20 protein-coding genes and 1 riboswitch are annotated in these 20,392 nt (G+C 48.4%); of the genes, 12 read left to right on the top strand and 8 right to left on the bottom strand.

Translation table 11 applies throughout. From position 1 onward, the window contains the following. Positions 1 to 144: 144 nt before the first annotated feature. The 6 genes from apbC to FEK50_RS05595 all read left to right on the top strand — a co-directional run bounded on the left by apbC (position 145) and on the right by FEK50_RS05595 (position 6,932). The gene (apbC, locus tag FEK50_RS05620) at positions 145 to 1,254 is read left to right on the top strand and encodes an iron-sulfur cluster carrier protein ApbC (RefSeq protein WP_130207002.1); all 1,110 of its coding nucleotides are present in this window, start codon (positions 145 to 147) and stop codon (positions 1,252 to 1,254) included. A 259-nt stretch (positions 1,255 to 1,513) separates the two neighbouring features. After that, entirely contained in the window at positions 1,514 to 1,795 is a 282-nt protein-coding gene (locus FEK50_RS05615) for a DUF2574 family protein (protein ID WP_131161434.1), read from the top strand. 291 nt (positions 1,796 to 2,086) lie between these two features. Continuing rightward, positions 2,087 to 2,629 (top strand): fimbrial protein, encoded by a 543-nt coding sequence (locus FEK50_RS05610; RefSeq protein WP_130206998.1) that lies wholly within the window; start codon positions 2,087 to 2,089, stop codon positions 2,627 to 2,629. Positions 2,630 to 2,716: 87 nt separating this feature from the next. Continuing rightward, positions 2,717 to 3,391: a fimbria/pilus periplasmic chaperone gene (locus FEK50_RS05605; RefSeq protein ID WP_130260038.1), complete on the top strand. Its 675-nt coding sequence runs from the start codon at positions 2,717 to 2,719 to the stop codon at positions 3,389 to 3,391. Between the two features lie 15 nt (positions 3,392 to 3,406). Continuing rightward, the gene (locus FEK50_RS05600; RefSeq protein ID WP_131161433.1) at positions 3,407 to 5,887 is read left to right on the top strand and encodes a fimbrial biogenesis outer membrane usher protein; all 2,481 of its coding nucleotides are present in this window, start codon (positions 3,407 to 3,409) and stop codon (positions 5,885 to 5,887) included. Between the two features lie 10 nt (positions 5,888 to 5,897). Then, complete coding sequence (locus FEK50_RS05595; RefSeq protein ID WP_131161447.1) at positions 5,898 to 6,932, top strand: fimbrial protein; 1,035 nt, start codon at positions 5,898 to 5,900, stop codon at positions 6,930 to 6,932. Positions 6,933 to 7,013: 81 nt separating this feature from the next. Here FEK50_RS05595 and rcnB read toward each other — a convergent pair whose 3' ends face one another. Beyond that, positions 7,014 to 7,352, bottom strand: coding sequence for a Ni(II)/Co(II) efflux transporter accessory subunit RcnB (rcnB, locus tag FEK50_RS05590; protein ID WP_131161432.1), 339 nt, complete (start codon positions 7,350 to 7,352; stop codon positions 7,014 to 7,016). Positions 7,353 to 7,569: 217 nt separating this feature from the next. Then, on the bottom strand, positions 7,570 to 8,379 hold the full coding sequence (rcnA, locus tag FEK50_RS05585) for a nickel/cobalt efflux protein RcnA (RefSeq protein WP_130260035.1): 810 nt from the start codon (positions 8,377 to 8,379) through the stop codon (positions 7,570 to 7,572). Between the two features lie 120 nt (positions 8,380 to 8,499). Between rcnA and rcnR the strand changes: the two genes are divergently transcribed. The 5 genes from rcnR to FEK50_RS05560 all read left to right on the top strand — a co-directional run bounded on the left by rcnR (position 8,500) and on the right by FEK50_RS05560 (position 12,262). Next, positions 8,500 to 8,772, top strand: a complete 273-nt coding sequence (gene rcnR / locus FEK50_RS05580; RefSeq protein ID WP_000019944.1) for a Ni(II)/Co(II)-binding transcriptional repressor RcnR — start codon at positions 8,500 to 8,502, stop codon at positions 8,770 to 8,772. A gap of 91 nt (positions 8,773 to 8,863) precedes the next feature. After that, a riboswitch (TPP riboswitch) is annotated at positions 8,864 to 8,960 on the top strand. Between the two features lie 34 nt (positions 8,961 to 8,994). Beyond that, on the top strand, positions 8,995 to 9,783 hold the full coding sequence (thiM, locus tag FEK50_RS05575) for a hydroxyethylthiazole kinase (RefSeq protein ID WP_131161431.1): 789 nt from the start codon (positions 8,995 to 8,997) through the stop codon (positions 9,781 to 9,783). Next, a complete protein-coding gene (thiD, locus tag FEK50_RS05570; RefSeq protein WP_131161430.1) occupies positions 9,780 to 10,580 on the top strand; it encodes a bifunctional hydroxymethylpyrimidine kinase/phosphomethylpyrimidine kinase in 801 nt (266 codons plus the stop codon). Before thiM ends, thiD begins: the two co-directional genes overlap by 4 nt. Positions 10,581 to 10,645: 65 nt before the next feature. Next, positions 10,646 to 11,464 carry a glycoside hydrolase family 25 protein gene (locus FEK50_RS05565; protein WP_130206982.1) on the top strand — a complete coding sequence of 273 codons (819 nt, stop codon included), beginning with the start codon at positions 10,646 to 10,648 and terminating at the stop codon, positions 11,462 to 11,464. 51 nt (positions 11,465 to 11,515) lie between these two features. Further along, positions 11,516 to 12,262: a GntR family transcriptional regulator gene (locus tag FEK50_RS05560; protein WP_131161429.1), complete on the top strand. Its 747-nt coding sequence runs from the start codon at positions 11,516 to 11,518 to the stop codon at positions 12,260 to 12,262. Here FEK50_RS05560 and FEK50_RS05555 read toward each other — a convergent pair. From FEK50_RS05555 to FEK50_RS05545, 3 genes are read right to left on the bottom strand one after another with little or no spacing between them, the layout of a single operon-like run. Further along, positions 12,236 to 13,201, bottom strand: coding sequence for a carbohydrate kinase family protein (locus tag FEK50_RS05555; RefSeq protein ID WP_131161428.1), 966 nt, complete (start codon positions 13,199 to 13,201; stop codon positions 12,236 to 12,238). The two genes, FEK50_RS05560 and FEK50_RS05555, sit on opposite strands and share 27 nt — an antisense overlap. Then, a complete protein-coding gene (locus FEK50_RS05550; RefSeq protein WP_131161427.1) occupies positions 13,198 to 14,202 on the bottom strand; it encodes an ADP-ribosylglycohydrolase family protein in 1,005 nt (334 codons plus the stop codon). The genes FEK50_RS05555 and FEK50_RS05550 overlap by 4 nt, the downstream gene beginning before the upstream one ends. Continuing rightward, entirely contained in the window at positions 14,199 to 15,476 is a 1,278-nt protein-coding gene (locus FEK50_RS05545) for a nucleoside permease (protein ID WP_130206976.1), read from the bottom strand. The genes FEK50_RS05550 and FEK50_RS05545 overlap by 4 nt, the downstream gene beginning before the upstream one ends. Positions 15,477 to 15,732: 256 nt before the next feature. Between FEK50_RS05545 and fbaB the strand changes: the two genes are divergently transcribed. Next, positions 15,733 to 16,785 (top strand): class I fructose-bisphosphate aldolase, encoded by a 1,053-nt coding sequence (gene fbaB, locus FEK50_RS05540; RefSeq protein ID WP_000129551.1) that lies wholly within the window; start codon positions 15,733 to 15,735, stop codon positions 16,783 to 16,785. A 283-nt stretch (positions 16,786 to 17,068) separates the two neighbouring features. Here the strand turns inward: fbaB and yegS are convergent, their stop codons facing one another. The 3 genes from yegS to FEK50_RS05525 all read right to left on the bottom strand — a co-directional run bounded on the left by yegS (position 17,069) and on the right by FEK50_RS05525 (position 20,263). Beyond that, on the bottom strand, positions 17,069 to 17,968 hold the full coding sequence (yegS, locus tag FEK50_RS05535; RefSeq protein WP_131161426.1) for a lipid kinase YegS: 900 nt from the start codon (positions 17,966 to 17,968) through the stop codon (positions 17,069 to 17,071). A gap of 257 nt (positions 17,969 to 18,225) precedes the next feature. After that, positions 18,226 to 19,587 carry a tRNA 5-hydroxyuridine modification protein YegQ gene (yegQ, locus tag FEK50_RS05530; protein WP_000476028.1) on the bottom strand — a complete coding sequence of 454 codons (1,362 nt, stop codon included), beginning with the start codon at positions 19,585 to 19,587 and terminating at the stop codon, positions 18,226 to 18,228. 343 nt (positions 19,588 to 19,930) lie between these two features. Beyond that, positions 19,931 to 20,263, bottom strand: coding sequence for a YegP family protein (locus FEK50_RS05525; RefSeq protein WP_130206970.1), 333 nt, complete (start codon positions 20,261 to 20,263; stop codon positions 19,931 to 19,933). Positions 20,264 to 20,392 lie beyond the last annotated feature (129 nt).

The following is a 20,392-nucleotide window of genomic DNA, read 5'->3' as shown; positions in this document are numbered from 1 at the left end:
GAAAAGGGCTTAGATAGTACCAAATGGGGCATGGTTACGTAAGTCCTGTGCAAGCATCTTATGATGCATTATTAGGTAAGTACTTAGCTGTTAACTTCAGGTAAACTAATAGCGATAAGTTATCTTTATAAATAAGGAGTCGGGATGAACGAACAATCCCAGGCCAAATCACCAGAAGCCCTGCGCGCAATGGTCGCCGGGACACTGGCCAATTTTCAGCACCCAACCCTCAAGCATAACCTCACTACGCTAAAAGCGTTGCACCATGTTGCCTGGATGGACGACACGTTGCATGTGGAACTGGTTATGCCGTTTGTCTGGCATAGTGCGTTTGAAGAGTTAAAAGAGCAATGTAGCGCCGAATTGCTGCGTATCACTGGGGCGAAAGCTATCGACTGGAAATTGTCGCATAACATCGCCACTCTGAAACGCGTGAAGAATCAGCCGGGTATTAATGGCGTGAAGAACATTATTGCAGTCAGTTCCGGTAAGGGCGGCGTGGGTAAATCCTCCACGGCGGTAAACCTGGCGCTGGCACTGGCGGCAGAAGGGGCGAAAGTGGGTATTCTGGATGCCGATATCTACGGCCCATCAATCCCAACCATGCTGGGGGCGGAAAATCAGCGTCCAACCTCGCCGGATGGTACTCACATGGCACCGATTATGTCTCATGGCCTGGCAACCAATTCAATTGGTTATCTGGTCACTGACGATAACGCGATGGTGTGGCGCGGCCCAATGGCGAGCAAGGCGTTAATGCAAATGTTGCAGGAAACCTTGTGGCCAGACCTCGACTATCTGGTGCTCGACATGCCGCCAGGAACTGGTGACATTCAGCTGACGCTGGCGCAGAACATTCCGGTGACGGGTGCAGTAGTGGTAACAACGCCGCAGGATATCGCGTTGATTGATGCCAAAAAAGGCATCGTGATGTTTGAAAAGGTCGAAGTTCCGGTGCTCGGTATTGTCGAGAACATGAGTGTGCATATTTGCAGTAACTGTGGTCACCACGAGCCGATTTTCGGCACTGGCGGCGCAGAGAAACTGGCAGAGAAATACCACACGCAACTGCTGGGGCAGATGCCTTTACACATCTCCCTGCGTGAAGATCTCGATAAAGGCACGCCAACGGTTATCAGCCGTCCGGAGAGCGAATTTACCGCTATCTACCGCCAGCTGGCAGACCGTGTTGCAGCCCAGCTCTACTGGCAGGGCGAAGTCATCCCTGGCGAGATTGCCTTTCGCGCCGTATAACGCGTATTAACCTTTCTGGTTATTCTTCATTCACTGCATCAATGTTAAATTGATGCGGTGAATTTTTTTGCAGCCTTAATAACCCCTTTTTTAATGCTGCGAATATTCAGTGGATCTTAGTCCGAAACTGTACAAAGGCGATTGATTGTGCAAACACTGTCTCTTTATCATCCCTCGTGGCTGTGTAGCGGATGTACAGCTATAGTTTGTTATGCACTCAATCTACCCGGCATAACCTTTACTACAGGGATAACGTTCAATGAATAAGTATTGGTTGTCAGGAGTTTTTTTTCTTGCTTATGGACTAGCATCACCCGCGTTCTCTTCTGATACTGCAACATTAACCATCAATGGCAGGATTAGTTCCCCTACATGCAGTATGGATGTTGTTAATAATCATCTTCAGCAACGTTGTGGGCGGTTGGTACAACGAGTTGAAGCCAACTATCGTGCATCTTCTACTGCAAAAGGCGTTACGACAGAAGTGGTTGCTGTGGGTAATAATGACAAACGCAAAATCGTGTTAAATCGTTACGATTAATTTGGCAACACCGTTTTAAGCATATTTAGAAAGCCAAAATCATTCTCGTGAATGATTTTGGCTTTTTTATTTATTTAATAAATGTTATTTACGGTAATTTGCGGTAATTAATCAGTTTCAAAAATGTTTGTTATAGCGAATTATTTGTTGTAATTATATTGCATTAGTTAATTTGTTTTAAATCAACAAAACAATATGTTTACATTGCGGCAACCTTTTGGGTGTGAGAAATTTGTTTCCAAGAGATACAGACTCTTAACAAAACAAAATAAACCTATTAAGGAATGCATCATGAAAAATTCAATTATTGCTGCCGCTGTCTTATCTTCTGTATTTATGAGTGCTGGTATTTTCGCTGCTGAAGTAGATACCGGAACTTTAACCATTAAAGGTAATATTGCTGAATCTCCATGTACATTTGTCGCTGGTGGTGATTCAGTCAGTATTAATATGCCGACTGTACCAACCACTGTATTTGATGGTAAAGCGAAATATTCAACTTATGATAACGCGGTTGGTGTAACCAGCAGTATGCTGAAAATTTCTTGTCCGAAGACTATTGATGGCGTAAAACTTTCATTGATCACCAACGAGAAAATTCTTGGTAATGATAAGGCGATATCCAGTAGTAATGACACCGTTGGATACTATCTCTATTTGGGTGATAGTAGTGACGTACTGGATATTTCCGCACCGTTTAATATTGAAAGTTATAAAACTGCTGATGGACAATATGCCATACCGTTTAAGGCAAAATATCTGAAGTTGACTGACAGTAGTGTTGCATCTGGTACTGTTAACTCTTCATTGGTTATGCGTGTTGCCCAGGATTAAACATTTAAAATAATCATCTTATTTTTTCAGCAAATTAAAATGGCCGCCATGTTCATGGCGGTCAGAATAAATATAAGAGGCATTAAGATGAAAGGATTATTATCTTTACTCATCTCTTCTATGATATTTCCTGCGCATGCCGGAATGGTTATTTTCGGGACACGTATCATTTACCCGGCAGAGCAGAAAGAAGTCATGGTACAACTGATGAATCAGGGAAACCGCTCTTCGCTGGTGCAGACGTGGATTGATGATGGTGACACGTCTCTGCCGCCAGAAAAGATTCAGGTTCCTTTCATGTTAACGCCACCAGTAGTGAAAGTAGCGGCCAATTCTGGGCAACAAATAAAAATTAAAATCATGCCTAATAAATTACCTGTTAATAAGGAGAGTATTTTCTATCTAAACGTTCTGGATATTCCACCGAATAGCCCAGAAGATGAAGGAAAGAATGCGTTAAAATTTGCCATGCAAAACAGAATCAAGTTGTTTTACCGACCTGCAGGTGTTGCCCCAGTAAATAAAACGACCTTTAAAAAATTGCGGGTGAGTCGTAGCGGTAATAACGTAGTCATAAAAAATGACTCGCCAAATTGGGTAACGATTTCTGACGTTAAAGCTAATAATGTCAAAGTGAATTATGAAACTATCATGATTGCACCACTAGAAAGTCAGAATGTCAGTGTAAAAAATAATAATACGGATGGCTGGCAACTGACCATTATCGATGATCACGGCAACTATATTAGTGACAAAATTTAATTGCAGGAGCTTCCTATGTTGAGAATGACCCCGCTTGCATCAGCAATAGTCGCGTTATTGCTCGGCATTGAAGCACATGCAACAGAAGAAACCTTTGACACCCATTTTATGATGGGAGGAATGAAAGGTGAGCAAGTAACAAATTTGCGTCTTGATGATAATCAGCCTTTACCCGGCCAGTATGACATTGATATTTATGTCAATAAGCAATGGCGTGGAAAATATGAGATTATCGTAAAAGATAATCCAGATGAAACTTGCCTGACGCGTGAAATTGTAAAGCGGTTAGGTATAAATAGCGATAATTTCGCACGCGACAAACAATGTTTAACATTTGAGCAACTTGTACAGGGTGGAAGCTACGCCTGGGATATTGGAATTTTTCGTTTGGATCTTGCTGTCCCGCAAGCCTGGGTCGAAGAACTGGAAAATGGTTACGTTCCGCCAGAAAACTGGGAACGGGGAATTAATGCGTTTTATACGTGTTATTACGTAAGTCAGTATTACAGTGACTATAAAGCCTCGGGTAATAGTAAGAGTACCTATGTGCGTTTTAACAGTGGGCTAAATTTGCTGGGATGGCAGTTGCATTCTGATGCCAGTTTTAGCAAAACGGATAATAATCCAGGGGAGTGGAAGAGCAACACACTGTATCTGGAACGTGGATTTTCTCAAATTCTCGGTACGCTGCGTATTGGTGATATGTACACGTCAGCCGATATATTTGATTCCGTTCGCTTCAGCGGGGTTCGGTTATTTCGTGATATGCAGATGTTGCCAAACTCGAGGCAAAATTTTACCCCTCGGGTACAGGGGATTGCCCAGAGTAACGCGTTGGTAACTATTGAACAGAACGGTTTTGTCGTTTATCAGAAAGAGGTTCCACCTGGCCCGTTTTCGATTAGTGATTTGCAGTTAGCGGGCGGAGGTGCGGATCTTGATGTGAGTGTTAAGGAAGCCGATGGTTCTGTGACTACGTATCTGGTGCCTTATGCGGCAGTACCTAATATGCTGCAACCTAGCGTATCAAAATATGATTTTGCGGCGGGCCGTAGTCATATTGAAGGTGCGAGCAAGCAAAGTGATTTTGTCCAGGCAGGTTATCAGTATGGTTTTAATAATTTATTGACGCTGTATGGCGGCACGATGGTTGCTAATAATTACTATGCGTTTACCCTCGGAACAGGTTGGAACACGCGCATTGGCGCAATTTCAGTCGATGCAACTAAATCGCACAGTAAACAAGACAATGGTGATGTGTTTGACGGGCAAAGTTATCAAATTGCCTACAACAAATTTGTGAGCCAAACGTCGACGCGTTTTGGTCTGGCGGCCTGGCGTTATTCGTCGCGTGATTACCGGACGTTTAACGATTATGTGTGGGCAAATAATAAAGATAATTATCGTCGTGATAAAAACGATGTCTATGACATTGCCGATTATTACCAGAATGATTTTGGTCGCAAAAATAGTTTTTCCACCAATATGAGTCAGTCATTGCCAGAAGGCTGGGGATCTGTGTCATTAAGTACTTTATGGCGTGATTACTGGGGGCGCAGTGGCAGTAGTAAAGATTATCAACTGAGTTATTCCAATAACTGGCGGCGGATAAGCTATACCCTCGCGGCAAGCCAGGCGTATGACGAGAACCACGCCGAAGAGAAACGTTTTAATATTTTTATATCGATTCCCTTTGACTGGGGTGATGACGTTACGACGTCGCGGCGACAAATATATATGTCTAACTCAACGACCTTTGATGATCAGGGTTTTTCCTCAAATAATACCGGATTATCGGGAACCGTTGGTAATCGCGATCAGTTTAACTATGGGATCAACTTGAGCCATCAACACCAGGGAAATGAAACGACAGCTGGAGCGAATTTAACCTGGAACGCGCCGGTGGCAACAGTGAATGGCAGCTATAGTCAGTCGAGTACTTATCGACAGGCTGGAGCCAGTGTTTCAGGGGGCATTGTCGCCTGGTCGGGTGGCGTTAATCTGGCGAACCGTCTTTCCGAAACGTTTGCTGTGATGAAGGCGCCAGGAATTAAAGATGCTTATGTCAATGGGCAAAAATATCGCACAACAAACCGTAATGGAGTGGTGGTATACGACGGAATGACACCTTATCGGGAAAATCACCTGATGCTGGATGTGTCGCAAAGCGATAGCGAAGCAGAATTGCGCGGTAACCGGAAAATTGCCGCACCTTATCGCGGCGCGGTTGTATTGGTTAATTTTGATACCGATCAGCGCAAGCCCTGGTTTATAAAAGCGTCAAGAGCGGATGGGCAACCATTAACGTTTGGTTATGAAGTCAATGATATCCACGGTCACAATATTGGTGTTGTCGGCCAGGGAAGTCAGATATTTATTCGCACTAATGACGTACCGCCATCGGTTAATGTGGCAATTGATAAGCAACAAGGGCTTTCATGCACAATCACCTTCGGTAAAGAGATTGATGAAAGTAGAAATTATATCTGTCGGTGAGAGGTGGAATATGATTTTCAGAAATGGAATGTTACTGATTTTTATTTTATGGGCTAATTTTACCTGGGCTGGATGTCATACCACTGCATCATTAAATATTACTGATAGTATTAATGTGGGGGAGATTTTAGCGAATGAGGTTTCCTTTAGTAAAAGTGTCGTGTTTACTGGGATATCTTGTGATACGAGCACGGATAAAATAGTCTATAAAAATATCCAAAGTGATTGGGTTGAAGTTGGGCCTTTTGGTAATGGCGAAAAGTTAAAGGTTAAAATAGAGTCTTTAGGTAAACCCAGTGACACGATTGGGAAATCCAGCAATGCGCAGGCAGTATTACCCTATGTGGTTAAAATATCCAAAGGTACACCTGATTTTACTGGAGAAAGAAAACCTACCTGGTTTCTTTCAGATACTGTGATTGCAAATATTGGCGGTGAGTCATCTACATCCATCGACTTTTGGTTGGGAATTTGTAAGACATTGAAGATTAACTGGTGTGTAAGTTATCTCACCAGTAAACTGGCGGGGGATACATTTACGCTTGGGTTAAGTATTTCCTATTATCCTAAAAATACGACCTGTAAGCCTGAAAACACGATAATAAAAGTAGATGATATTGCCTTGTCCCAGCTCAGAAGTCAGAGAAAGATTACGGCGAACAGTAAGGAAGGAATAATTACGTTGAAATGTGATAATCTTTTCGGCGACACAAAACAAGCATCGCGGAATATGGTCGTATATCTTTCTAGCAGTGATTTGGTTACAGGAAGTAATACAATTTTGCGTGGCAACATAGATAATGGTGTAGGATTTGTGTTGGATCTAAAAGAACCACCAAAAGGGACTGAAGCAGCCATCAAAATTTCTGCTAGCGGCGATCAGGGCGCGGCGACATCATTATGGAAAACAGATAAACCCGGGGCTTCTTTAAATAGTAATATTATTAATATACCTGTCCTGGCCAGTTACTATGTATATGATGAAAATAGAGTTAAATCTGGCGCACTGCAGGCAACCGCATTAATCAACGTGAAATACGACTAATAACAAGCAAGACGAGCAAGTGGCTAATAATAAAAAATAATAAGGTGTCTGCATTTCCCCCTCTCTCCGAGGGGGCTTTTTTTAGCGATGATAAAAAATCTCACCGTCGTAGGCTTTAATGATTTTTCCGTCGGTATCATTGATCAGCACATATGCACCGCCCATATAGGTCCAGTGGGTTCCGGCGTCAGGTGCGGGCAGGTTACGCAACTGCCACTGCTTAATGTTGTACTCATCGGTACGGTACATTTCTGGTACGGTGTCACCTGGTTTGAAATGCTTGAAGTCAGCAATGAAACTGCTTAACTCATACTTCGAAATTCCCGAGGCATTGGTCGAACCCGCGGTGGCTGGCGCGGCCCATGCTGCGCTGGTTATCAGCAAAAGCGCACCCAGCAACATCTTATTTTTTATGGTCATATACTCTCCACTTTGGGGATCAGTAAAATCAGTCGCATATCTTTCCTGCCATACAATATAACCGACAAGAGATATTTTGTTAGTGATCCCATGATTTCGTAAAAAGTGTAAATGAAAGGATGCAGCAAAAGCATCCTCATTGAGCGAGAAGTGAGCGGAATAAGCTGATTTAAGAATCATCCTGGGCTAAAGGGATAACGAAGCCCAGGTGTTTGTTTTATCTCATAATACCCATAAAACCATGCACTCCCATATACAACCCGACTAAACCAATTAACAGACTGGAAAAATAGGGGGCGCGTTTAGCGAGAGTGTTAAATCCGCTCCAGCGTTTTGCAACTTGTTGAACACTGATTGCCGCCCCAACGCCTACGGTGACCAGCGTTAATGCCAGGCCGATGCTGAAACTGACGACCAGCGTTGCACCCAATGTGAGGGCTTTCAACTGAATACAAATCAACAACACTGTTATTGCCGCAGGGCAGGGGATAAGCCCGCCGGTTAAGCCAAACAGCAAAATTTGCCAGTTGGTGACCTCTCTACCATCAAAGCGTCGTTTAATGTCACTGGCATGGGCCAGCGCATGAGCATCCTGATACTCGTCACTCTGACCATGTTCGTGATGATGATGTTCGTGGTCGTGATGATGCTCATGATCATGCCCGTGCATATCCTCAAGCCAGTTGCGTTCGCCGCGCCAGGTACGCCAGAACATCCAGAAAGCGGTGCCAATAATGATCACCGCGGAAATCAACTGAAGCCACGGCTCCGCTGACTGAGCAGTAAAGCGTTTGCTGATCACCATCCCACCAAAAGCAATCAACCAGACTACTGCCGTATGCGAAATGGTTGCCGCCAGTCCAAGCATCACCGCCTGTTTAATGGTGCCTTTGATGGCGATGATAAACGCCGCCATCATCGTTTTTGAGTGTCCTGGCTCCAGACCATGAAGCGCACCAAGTAAGATGGCGCTAGGGATGAAGAACCAGGCGTTTCCTTGCTGAAGAAGAGTGGTAAATTCGGTCATGATAATAATTCTTAGTATTAATTCGGCAATCTGATTCTACTCCCCCCCAGTACCTGATACTACCCCCCAGTAGATTAATAGTGCTATGATTTTTCATGTTCTTGTTAACCAGGTGTTGCCATGTCTCATACAATCCGTGATAAACAGAAACTGAAAGCGCGTGCCAGTAAGATTCAGGGCCAGGTCGTGGCGCTCAAGAAAATGCTCGACGAACCGCATGAATGCGCTGCAGTTTTACAACAGATTGCTGCTATCCGTGGCGCGGTAAACGGTCTGATGCGGGAAGTGATTAAAGGTCATCTGACGGAACACATCGTTCACCAGGGGGATGAGCTAAAACGTGAAGAAGATCTGGATGTCGTTCTGAAGGTGCTGGATTCTTATATCAAATAATTTATTAACGCGATTGTAAAACTGCGGTTTTTCCTCGTTTACAACACGTGCGCTGGACATTACCATCCTCCTCTGCGATTTATCATCGCAACCAAACGACTCGGGGTGCCCTTCTTTGTGAAGGCTGAGAAATACCCGTATCACCTGATCTGGATAATGCCAGCGTAGGGAAGTCACAGACCATCAGGTCATTGCTTCTTCACGTTATGGCAGGAGCAAACTATGCAAGTCGACCTGCTGAGTTCCGCGCAATCTGCGCACGCGTTACACCTCTTTCACCAACACTCTCCCCTTGTGCACTGCATGACCAATGATGTGGTGCAAACCTTTACTGCTAATACCTTACTGGCGCTCGGTGCATCGCCAGCGATGGTTATTGAAGCCGAAGAGGCCAGTCAGTTTGCGGCCATCGCTAGTGCCTTGTTGATTAACGTTGGCACACTGACGCAGCCACGTGCGCAGGCGATGCGTGCCGCCGTTGGGCAGGCAACACGATCACAAACGCCCTGGACGCTTGATCCGGTTGCGGTTGGTGCGCTCGATTATCGCCGCTGTTTTTGTCATGAACTTTTATCTTTTAAACCGGCAGCGATACGCGGTAATGCTTCGGAAATCATGGCATTAGCTGGCATTGCTAATGGCGGACGGGGAGTGGATACCACTGACGCCGCAGCTAACGCGTTGCCCGCCGCACAAACTCTGGCACGGGAAACTGGCGCAGTCGTCGTGGTCACTGGCGAGGTAGATTATGTTACCGATGGTCGTCGCACTGTTGGCATTCACGGCGGCGATCCGTTAATGACCAAAGTGGTAGGAACTGGCTGTGCATTATCGGCAGTCGTCGCCGCCAGTTGTGCATTACCGGGTGATACGCTGGAAAATGTCGCATCTACCTGTCACTGGATGAAACAAGCGGGAGAACGCGCAGTCGCCAGAAGCGAGGGGCCGGGTAGTTTTGTTCCACATTTCCTTGACGCGCTCTGGCAGCTGACGCAGGAGGTGCAGGCATGAAACGAATTAACGCTCTGACGATTGCCGGTACTGATCCGAGTGGTGGTGCGGGGATTCAGGCCGATCTTAAAACCTTCTCGGCACTTGGCGCTTATGGTTGCTCAGTTATTACTGCACTGGTGGCGCAAAATACCCGTGGCGTACAGTCGGTGTATCGCATTGAGCCTGATTTTGTCGCCGCCCAGCTCGATTCGGTGTTCAGCGATGTGCGAATCGACACCACTAAAATTGGTATGTTGGCGGAAACCGATATTGTTGAAGCGGTGGCAGAACGGCTGCAACGTTATCAGATCCAAAACGTGGTACTCGACACCGTTATGCTGGCAAAAAGTGGCGATCCGCTGCTTTCACCTTCGGCGGTTGCCACGCTGCGCGGTCGATTATTGCCACTGGTTTCATTAATAACGCCAAACTTGCCCGAAGCTGCCGCCTTGCTCGATGCGCCACACGCGCGTAACGAACAGGAAATGCTGGAACAGGGACGTGAATTATTGGCGATGGGCTGCGGTGCAGTGCTGATGAAAGGCGGTCATCTGGATGACGAGCAAAGCCCGGACTGGCTGTTTACTCGTGAGGGAGAACAACGATTTACCGCACCGCGCATTATGACCAAAAACACCCACGGCACCGGTTGTACGCTCTCTGCGGCGCTGGCTGCACTAAGCCCGCGCCATACAAACTGGGCTGACACCGTACAGGAGGCAAAAAGCTGGCTTTCTGCGGCGTTAGCGCAGGCAGACTCGCTGGAAGTTGGCCACGGGACTGGTCCGGTTCACCACTTTCACGCCTGGTGGTGAGCACCGTAGTATAGCTGCTTTGGCATTTTTCAGCTTTTTCGCGCTGAAATTCAGGGATGAAACCAATGCAGCTAAGAATCGCCAGTCGAAAAAAATTCACCGCTTTGATATGCGCTCTGGGGCTAATTTCCATCGTTGCGATTCATCCCCGTCAGACGGTGAATTTTTTCTATTCGACAGCAATTCAGATTAAAGACTACATCCACTTTTATGGTTATCGCCCGGTCAAATCTTTTGCTATTCGCATTCCTGCCAATTACACCATTCATGGTATTGATGTTTCACGCTGGCAGGAGCGGATCGACTGGCAGCGTGTCGCAAAAATGCGCGACAACGGTATCCGCTTACAGTTTGCTTTTATTAAGGCTACGGAAGGCGAAAAGCTGGTTGACCCGTATTTTTCGCGCAACTGGCAAAGAAGCCGTGAAAATGGCCTGCTGCGTGGGGCGTATCACTATTTTTCTCCGTCGGTATCCGCTTCAGTTCAGGCAAGATTATTTCTGCAAACGGTGGATTTTGCCCACGGCGATTTCCCTGCCGTGCTGGACGTAGAAGAGCGAGGAAAATTATCGGCAAAAGAATTACGCAAGCGGGTAAGTCAGTGGCTAAAAATGGTCGAAAAAAGTACGGGAAAAAAGCCGATTATTTACTCAGGAGCCGTGTTTTATCACACGAACCTGGCGGGGTATTTCAATGAGTATCCGTGGTGGGTAGCGCACTACTACCAACGTCGCCCGGACAATGACGGCATGGCCTGGCGCTTCTGGCAGCATTCCGACCGTGGACAGGTAGATGGCATTAATGGTCCGGTGGATTTTAATGTGTTTAATGGCAAGGCGGAGGAGTTGCAGGCTTTCGTTGATGGCATTAAAGAAACGCCTTAAATAACCAGCAGTGATATACTCCTACCAGACTCCCCGGCAGGAAAAAGACAAATGGAACAAGCGCATACCCAGCTTATCGCTCAACTGAATGAGCGTATTTTAGCGGCGGACAACACGCCGCTTTATATTAAGTTTGCCGAAACGGTAAAAAATGCCGTGCGCAGCGGGGTGCTGGAACATGGCAATATTTTACCCGGCGAGCGTGATTTAAGTCAGTTAACCGGCGTTTCACGTATTACGGTGCGCAAGGCGATGCAGGCGCTGGAAGAAGAGGGCGTGGTGACGCGTTCGCGTGGCTACGGCACGCAGATCAACAACATCTTTGAATACTCGTTGAAAGAAGCGCGAGGTTTTTCTCAGCAGGTGGTGTTGCGCGGTAAAAAGCCCGATACGCTATGGGTTAACAAGCGAGTGGTTAAATGCCCTGAAGAGGTGGCGCAGCAACTGGCGGTCGAAGCGGGCAGTGATGTCTTTTTATTGAAGCGTATTCGTTATGTCGATGAAGAAGCGGTATCGATTGAAGAGTCGTGGGTTCCGGCGCATTTAATTCATGATGTTGATGCCATCGGGATTTCTCTTTATGACTACTTCCGCAGTCAGCATATTTTTCCACAACGTACGCGTTCCCGCGTTAGCGCCCGAATGCCGGATGCTGAGTTTCAGTCACATATTCAGTTAGATAGCAAAATACCGGTGCTGGTGATCAAGCAAGTGGCACTTGACCAACAGCAACGGCCTATTGAGTACAGCATCAGCCACTGTCGCAGCGATCTATACGTTTTTGTGTGCGGGGAGTAGTTCCTCGCGCGTTGGCGCACAATCACCGCCGCGATGCCCGACAACCCACGACGCCACTGCATTGCCCAGTAATACGGCATCCGCCAGTGGCAGACCAGAGGCCAGCCCGGCAAGTACGCCACCTGCATGGCTATCACCTGCGCCAATGGTGTCTACAACTTGCGTTGGATATGCCGGAACGCAGCCAGAAGCGTTGTTGCTGAAATACCAGGCACCTTCTTTATCGAGACGGACGATCAACGGCGCGACAAATTTCTCCTGCCATTGCTTGCCAAGCGTTGTTATCTCTGCGGATAAAGCAAAACGTTCGGCGGCAATCTCAGCCTCTTGACGATTGAGTGACACTAAAGGTCGACAGGCCATGATCCGCGCAAGTAATGCATCCGGGATATCGCCAATACGTGGGCCAAAATCGATAAACGGCGTCACGTTTTTCAGCCCTTCCAGCCATTCCACTAACAATTCGCCGCAGGGCGAGGCCAGTTGATAACCGGAAAAATAGAGCAGGCTGCCAGGCGCAACGGTTAATCGCGCCAGCCATTGGCGATTCCACTGATTTTCCACACCACTGAACGACATAAACGTGCGTTCGCCATCCGGCTCAACCAGCGCCAGACACCATCCGTTATCGCCTTCGGCGTTATCGATCAGGCTGATTAACCCCTCTTTCGCCATCCGGTTGCGAATAATCTCCGCCCACACCCCCTGACCGAGCGGCAGGGCATTACCCGCTTCGATGCCGAGGCGCTTTAACGCCACGGCAATATTCAGTGCGCAGCCGCCAACGTTAACGCTCTGCTGTTTCAGTTCGATATCGCACCCACGCCAGGGCAGGGCGTAAGCGTCGGCGATCACATCAATGACCGCCGCGCCAATCACCATAACCGGCTGACGCGTGGTTAATTCAGGCAGCAGCGTGTGTAATCGAGCGCCGCTCATACCGCCTCCCGTTGTTGACGATATTTCGCCAGCGCTGTGGCATAGCGGTTGAAATCAAGCTGATTTACCGCATCCAGTTCCGCCTTTAATGCAGGATCGATAGCGTTAACGCCATGCAACGCGCCGCAAATTGCCGTCGCCATAGCACCGATGGTGTCTGTGTCGCCGCCAAGGTTAGCGCACAGGACGGCGCAACGGTTCGGGTCGGTTTGTGCCAGTTCAACCAGCGCAATGGCGCATGGCACGGACTCAATGGTGCTGGTGCCTGCGCCAACGACCTGGTAAAGCTGTTCGCTGGCGGATTCGGTGCCGTCGGCATTGCGCACAATTTTCAGCGCAATCTCCAGACGTGCCGCCAGTGAGGCGCTGAAGGTAGTGATGCGTTTTTGTTGAGCATGTCGCGCAATCGAGGGTAGAGAATCAACAATCGCTGACCAGCTTTCGCCGTCAATGGCACGAGAAATCGCCCATGCAATAACCACCGCCCCCGCAATCGCCAGATCGGATTTATGAGTCGGGCTGGACGCCAGCGCCACATCATCAATAAAGGAATCAACATCACGCGCCGGAAGTAAACACCCCAATGGTGAGACGCGCATCGCCGCACCGTTAGTCACGCCGTTGTTTTCCAGTTCAGCAACGGGTTTACCGTCGCGAATGGCGTTAAGCGCAATCTTCGAGGTTGGGCCAAGCACGTTTTTGTTAAAGGCGTCGAAACGCAGCGCCCAGTTGAGAATATTACGCCCAATCAGATCCGGGTCGATCTCGCCTTCACGTTCCAACAGCGCATCCGCCAGACACAGCGCCATCGAGGTATCGTCGGTGAATTCGGCGCGGTTAAAATAACAGGCCGCGTTATTCTCCTTTGGTCCAGGCAGAAAACGGTCAATCCAGCCAAAGTGTGCTTTAACGCGGCTGCGTGGCCAAAGCTCGGAGGGCATCCCCATCGCATCCCCTAACGCCTGCCCATAAAGAGCACCGAGAATACGTTCTGTTTTCATTTAACTTCCCCTTGTGTCAACGCAATATCGCGATCATCGACCTTGATAGCCGTAATTTCGCTGTCGGATTCGCGGAAAAAAATCATGAACAGCACGGCGATAATGGCAATCATCACCGCGCCAAAAGTCCACATCCCGGCCCAGTTGAAGGTCAGCCCGTTTACCGGTTCCTGATAAGCAAACATCTTCTCCATCATCACGCCGCCAAGACGATAACCGAGCAAACTGCCGAAGCCCTGGCAGCAGAGCGTAATCAGCCCCTGCGCGGCGGTACGCATATGCACGGGCGCTTTTTTATCGACATAGATGTAGGCGGTAACGTAGTAAAAATCGTAGCTTACGCCGTGCAGCAAAATGCCGAGGAACAGTAACGCGTAGGTAAAATATTCATCCGCGCTGCCATAAATAAAGAAGCCATAGCGGATCGCGGCGGTGACCAGACCAAGCAATAATACCTTTTTGATACCAAAGCGTTTGGTGAAAAACGGCAATGCCAGCATAAAGAAGATTTCAGAGAACTGGCCGAGCGTCATCCAGCCAGTGGCGTTTTTCATGCCGACTTCAGTCAGATAACCGTTGGCAAAGATGTAATAGAACGCCAGTGGCATCGCAAACAGGAATGAACAGAAGAAAAAGACGAGGAAATTTTTATCGCGCAGCAGGATCAGCGCATCCAGGCCGAGCATGACTTTAATGTCCATTTTGCCGGTGCTTTTTGGCGGCGTGTCTGGCAGGAATAAGGCAAACGCACCGAGCAATGCGGAGCTTCCTGCGGTAATTAACAGCGGAATATTGGTCGGTGAGATATCGTCATATCCCAGCATCTGAGGCAAGAATCCGCAGACCAGGCCAGAGGCAATCCAGCCGATAGTCCCCAGTACGCGAATGCGCGGAAAATCACGCTCCACATCCGGCACGTTAGCAAACGCGATGCTGTTAGTCAGCGCAATGGTCGGCATATAAGTTAGCGAGTAGGCCAGCAGTAACGGGAAGAACCCGGCAAAGGTGGTCTGTTGCGCGGCGAAATACATCAGCACCGCACCGGCGAACATCAATACCGCCAGCACTTTCTGCGCCGAGAAAAAGCGGTCAGTGATGGAGCCAACCAGAATAGGCGACAGGATCGCCGCAATGGCGGTACATGCATAGGACCAGCCAATTTCTCCGGCACTGAAACCGCTTTTACTTAGCCACAGCCACAATGGCACAAACCACGCGCCCCAGATAAACCATTCAACAAACATCATGAACGACAGCTTTGCTGTTGTTTTCATCTTTTAATTCCTTCATGACAGGTAATGTAAGGTACGCGCTGACAATACCACTTAACAATACCTTTTAAATACCTTTACGGTGAAAGCTTGACCGCTGTAACACTTTTTCTGATGAATCGTGCCAACAGAAAACGCTGAAAAAACATCCAAAAGATGGCAAAACCAGCCCGTAACGACCAGGATTATGATTGCCCGCAAAAGGTGGGCCAGGACAATCCATAGCCGATATCCAATCGGAATTTACGGGAGCATAGTAATGACAGATATTGCGCAGTTGCTTGGCAAAGACGCCGACAACCTTTTACAGCACCGTTGTATGACTATTCCTTCTGACCAGCTTTATCTCCCCGGACATGATTACGTAGACCGCGTGATGATTGACAATAATCGTCCGCCAGCGGTGTTACGTAATATGCAGACGCTCTACAACACCGGGCGTCTGGCCGGCACAGGATACCTTTCTATTCTGCCGGTTGACCAGGGCGTCGAGCACTCCGCCGGAGCTTCATTCGCCGCCAATCCGCTCTACTTTGACCCGAAAAACATTGTGGAACTGGCGATCGAAGCGGGCTGCAACTGTGTGGCGTCAACTTACGGCGTGCTGGCATCGGTATCGCGGCGTTATGCGCACCGCATTCCATTCCTCGTCAAACTTAATCACAACGAGACGCTAAGTTACCCGAACACCTACGATCAAACGCTGTATGCCAGCGTGGAGCAGGCGTTCAACATGGGCGCGGTGGCGGTTGGTGCGACTATCTATTTTGGCTCGGAAGAGTCACGTCGCCAGATTGAAGAAATTTCTGCGGCCTTTGAACGTGCGCACGAGCTGGGCATGGTGACAGTGCTGTGGGCCTATTTGCGTAACTCCGCCTTTAAGAAAGATGGCGTTGATTACCATGTTTCCGCTGACCTGACCGGTCAGGCGAACCATCTGGCGGCAACCATCGGTGCAGATATCGTCAAACAAAAAATGGCGGAAAATAACGGCGGCTATAAAGCGATTAATTACGGTTATACCGACGATCGCGTGTACAGCAAGCTGACCAGTGAAAACCCGATTGATCTGGTGCGTTATCAGTTAGCTAACTGCTATATGGGGCGTGCAGGGCTGATTAACTCCGGCGGTGCTGCAGGCGGTGAAACCGACCTTAGTGATGCGGTGCGTACTGCGGTCATCAACAAACGCGCAGGCGGAATGGGGCTGATTCTTGGACGTAAAGCGTTCAAGAAATCGATGGCCGACGGCGTGAAACTGATTAACGCCGTGCAGGACGTTTATCTCGATAGCAAAATTACTATCGCCTGATGTGCTTTGTACGACCAGCACTGCCACGTATGACGGATAAGGCGTTTACGCCGCATCCGGCAACCTATGCCTGATGCGACGCTGAAGCGTCTTATCATGCCTACGCACAGCACAGCCCCGTAGGACGGATAAGGCGTTCTCGCCGCATCCGGCAACCTATGCCTGATGCGACGCTGAAGCGTCTTATCATGCCTACGCACAGCACAGCCCCATAGGCCGGATAAGGTGTTTACACCGCATCCGGCATAACTGATTTTCCCTAATTCAAGAGAGAATAATTTGATTAACGCAATAACGGACAATCCGGTGGTAATCGACAACGCAGCGCCGCCGGAAGTATTTCAATATGAAAGTTTTGTCCACTCAACGGTTCGCCATCAAGATTAAAAGTGATTTCGTGTGGTGCTTGTATATCGAACCACGCCGAAGCGCCTTCGATAATATTCGGGTTATCTTCGTCAGATTTTAATGTGGATACGAGGGCCGGAAGAATTTCATCTCCGGTGAAAATACGCAACTGCAATAAGCCATCATTAATCAGCGCATTTGGGCACAACTGCTGACCGCCACCGGCCTGACGTCCGTTGCCAATGCCAATAACCAGGGCATCTCCTTGCCAGTGAAAATTATCACCACGGATCTCACAACGGTCCGGTTGCAATGTATCCATGCGCATTAAGCCATGAATGATGTAAGAGACTCCCCCCAGCGCGGCTTTTAATTTTTCCGGTGTTTCGGTGGTGATACGCGTACCAAACCCGCCCGTTGCCATATTGATAAAACAGGTGCGCCTGTTAACCTGCGCCATATCAATCGCAATAGCGTTACCGGCAATCGCCAGTTTCAACGCCTTATCCAGCGCCTCAGGGATCCCCACGCTGGTGGCGAAATCATTCGCTGTACCTAGCGGCAAAATCCCCAAAGCAGGAATGTCATCGCCTTCACACTGAATCAACGCCGTGGAGACTTCATTAATGGTGCCATCACCACCGCCTGCTATCACTGTCGCGACGCCGAGTTGGCGCGCTTCAGTCACAAAACGCGCGGCATCACCTTTCTCCCAGGTGACCCGTACATAGATCGTTATTCCCTCCTCACGCAACAGCATAATCGCCTCGCGCAATGTTTCATTGTCAGCACTTTTGCCGTTAAGAATCAGCAAACTGGCGGGAAAATCGGCCATCGTCGTATGCCTTTATTATTGATCTTTAGAAAGTGTAGAGCAGAAAAGAGAAGGTGGAGTCAGAACAGGATGAAAGTCGTGGTGCAAAAAAATAAGCCTGCGTAAGGGAGATTACACAGGCTAAGGAGGTGGTTCCTGGTACAGCTAGCATTTTATGGGTTATGTTTTTCAGCGAAACGGATGATAACCTTAATAAATGCAGCTGTATGTGATCGGTTTCTAAGAATTTTCTATCTGGGAAAAATACTTGAAATTAATCACTTGCCGTGCGGGTTACGCGTGGTTTCCCCAGAGAAATTACGCATCAGCAGCGCGTAGTTCAGTTCGAGATCCTGCGGAACTGGGATCCACACAGTATAACCATCGCCCGGCGCAACCGGCATCGCTTCGCCTTTGGCGTTTTCCATATGCTCAAGGGTAAAGTTGATATTGCCCTGTGGAGTCATCAGCTCAAGGCTGTCGCCAACGGAGAATTTGTTTTTAACCGCTACCGCCGCGAGGTCGCCTTTACGCTCACCGGTAAACTCACCAACAAACTGCTGGCGGTCAGAAACGGAATAACCGTATTCGTAGTTCTGATAATCATCATGCGTATGGCGACGCAGGAAACCTTCGGTATAGCCGCGATGCGCCAGACCTTCCAGCGTCTCCAGCAGGCTGGTGTCGAACGGTTTGCCCGCAGCGGCATCATCGATAGCTTTACGATAAACCTGCGCGGTGCGTGCACAATAGTAGAAAGATTTGGTGCGGCCTTCGATTTTCAGCGAATGCACGCCCATTTTGGTCAGGCGTTCAACGTGTGCGATAGCGCGCAGATCTTTCGAGTTCATGATGTAAGTGCCGTGTTCGTCTTCAAACGCGGTCATATACTCGCCCGGACGCTGGGCCTCTTCGATCATAAACACTTTGTCGGTTGGCGCGCCGATACCCAGCGTCGGTTCAACGTTTTGCACCGGAATCGGCTCGTATTTGTGTACGATGTTGCCGACGTCATCTTCTTTACCTTCCTGGACGTTGTACTCCCAGCGGCAGGCGTTGGTGCAGGTGCCCTGGTTCGGGTCGCGTTTGTTGATATAGCCAGAGAGCAGGCAGCGACCGGAGTAGGCCATGCACAGTGCGCCGTGAACGAAGATTTCGAGCTCCATATCTGGCACCTGATTGCGGATCTCTTCAATCTCTTCCAGTGATAGTTCACGGGAGAGGATCACGCGGGTCAGGCCCATTTGCTGCCAGAATTTTACCGTCGCCCAGTTTACGGCGTTAGCCTGCACGGAAAGGTGGATCGGCATTTCAGGGAAGTGCTCACGCACCAGCATAATCAGCCCAGGATCGGACATAATCAGCGCATCCGGCCCCATTTCCACTACCGGTTTCAGGTCACGGATAAAGGTTTTCAGCTTAGCGTTGTGCGGCGCAATGTTGACCACGACATAAAACTTTTTCCCCAGCGCATGGGCTTCATTGATGCCGAGCTGAAGATTTTCGTGGTTGAATTCGTTGTTGCGCACACGCAGGGAGTAACGCGGCTGGCCCGCATAAACAGCATCTGCGCCATAAGCGAAAGCGTAACGCATATTTTTCAGCGTTCCCGCCGGGGAAAGGAGTTCCGGTTTAAACATAATTCTCTCGTTCTGATGACAGGTCAGATCCGCTTCACCTGATGAAGCGGTTAGGGGAGTGTCCCCACTTTAAGGGCGGGCATTGTAGCGCAATCGGTGGGGTTGGCTCCAGTGTAAATGTCTGGTCGTCTCCTGGTTTTGGTAAGGATGCGAATAACGATAATTTCTTCGGCACTTGCAGGAAATAAATAACGTGGCGTTCAAAAAGAAGAACAAAAATTCTTTCACCTAATATGAAACTTATCCTCCCATTATTTTAATGGCGAGGATTGATCCTTAGTATCAATAAGTCAGTGTTTATTAGAAATAAAGCCGGGCGCGTCATCCGCGCCCGGCACAATGATTAAGTCTTATCTTTCACCGTCTGGCTTACGCCATTGGTTTTTACAGAGGCAATTCCGACTTCGCGTGATTGAGCGGTAGCATACATCTGGCTGGAGCCAATTATCTGATGATTGGCCGCTTTCAGATTGAAATAAAACTTGCCGTTGCTCGCCGTCTTTTTCTCATAGCGTTCATCCTGCGGACTGTTGCTTTGTACCGAGGCGATGCCCTTTTCCGCAGAGGCTTTTGAGGCATACAATTCGCTTGTGAGAATGATTTCTCCGTTTCCCGCTTTTAACACAAAACGGAACTGATTATCACTGCTCTTATTAAGTTCAAACCAACCAGCCATATTGACTCCTTGCTTGAAATTGCGTATCGAAAACAGTATGTAACGATTTAAGTATGGGTGATATTCAGGTGGTTGCCAATCAGGGGAATACCCTCTACTGCATGGGGGAGATTACTGATAAATATGCTG

Origin of the sequence: Escherichia sp. E2586 (assembly GCF_005781105.1) — a bacterium.
Taxonomy (GTDB): Bacteria; Pseudomonadota; Gammaproteobacteria; order Enterobacterales; family Enterobacteriaceae; genus Escherichia.
This window is presented reverse-complemented; position numbering and strand designations above follow the sequence as displayed.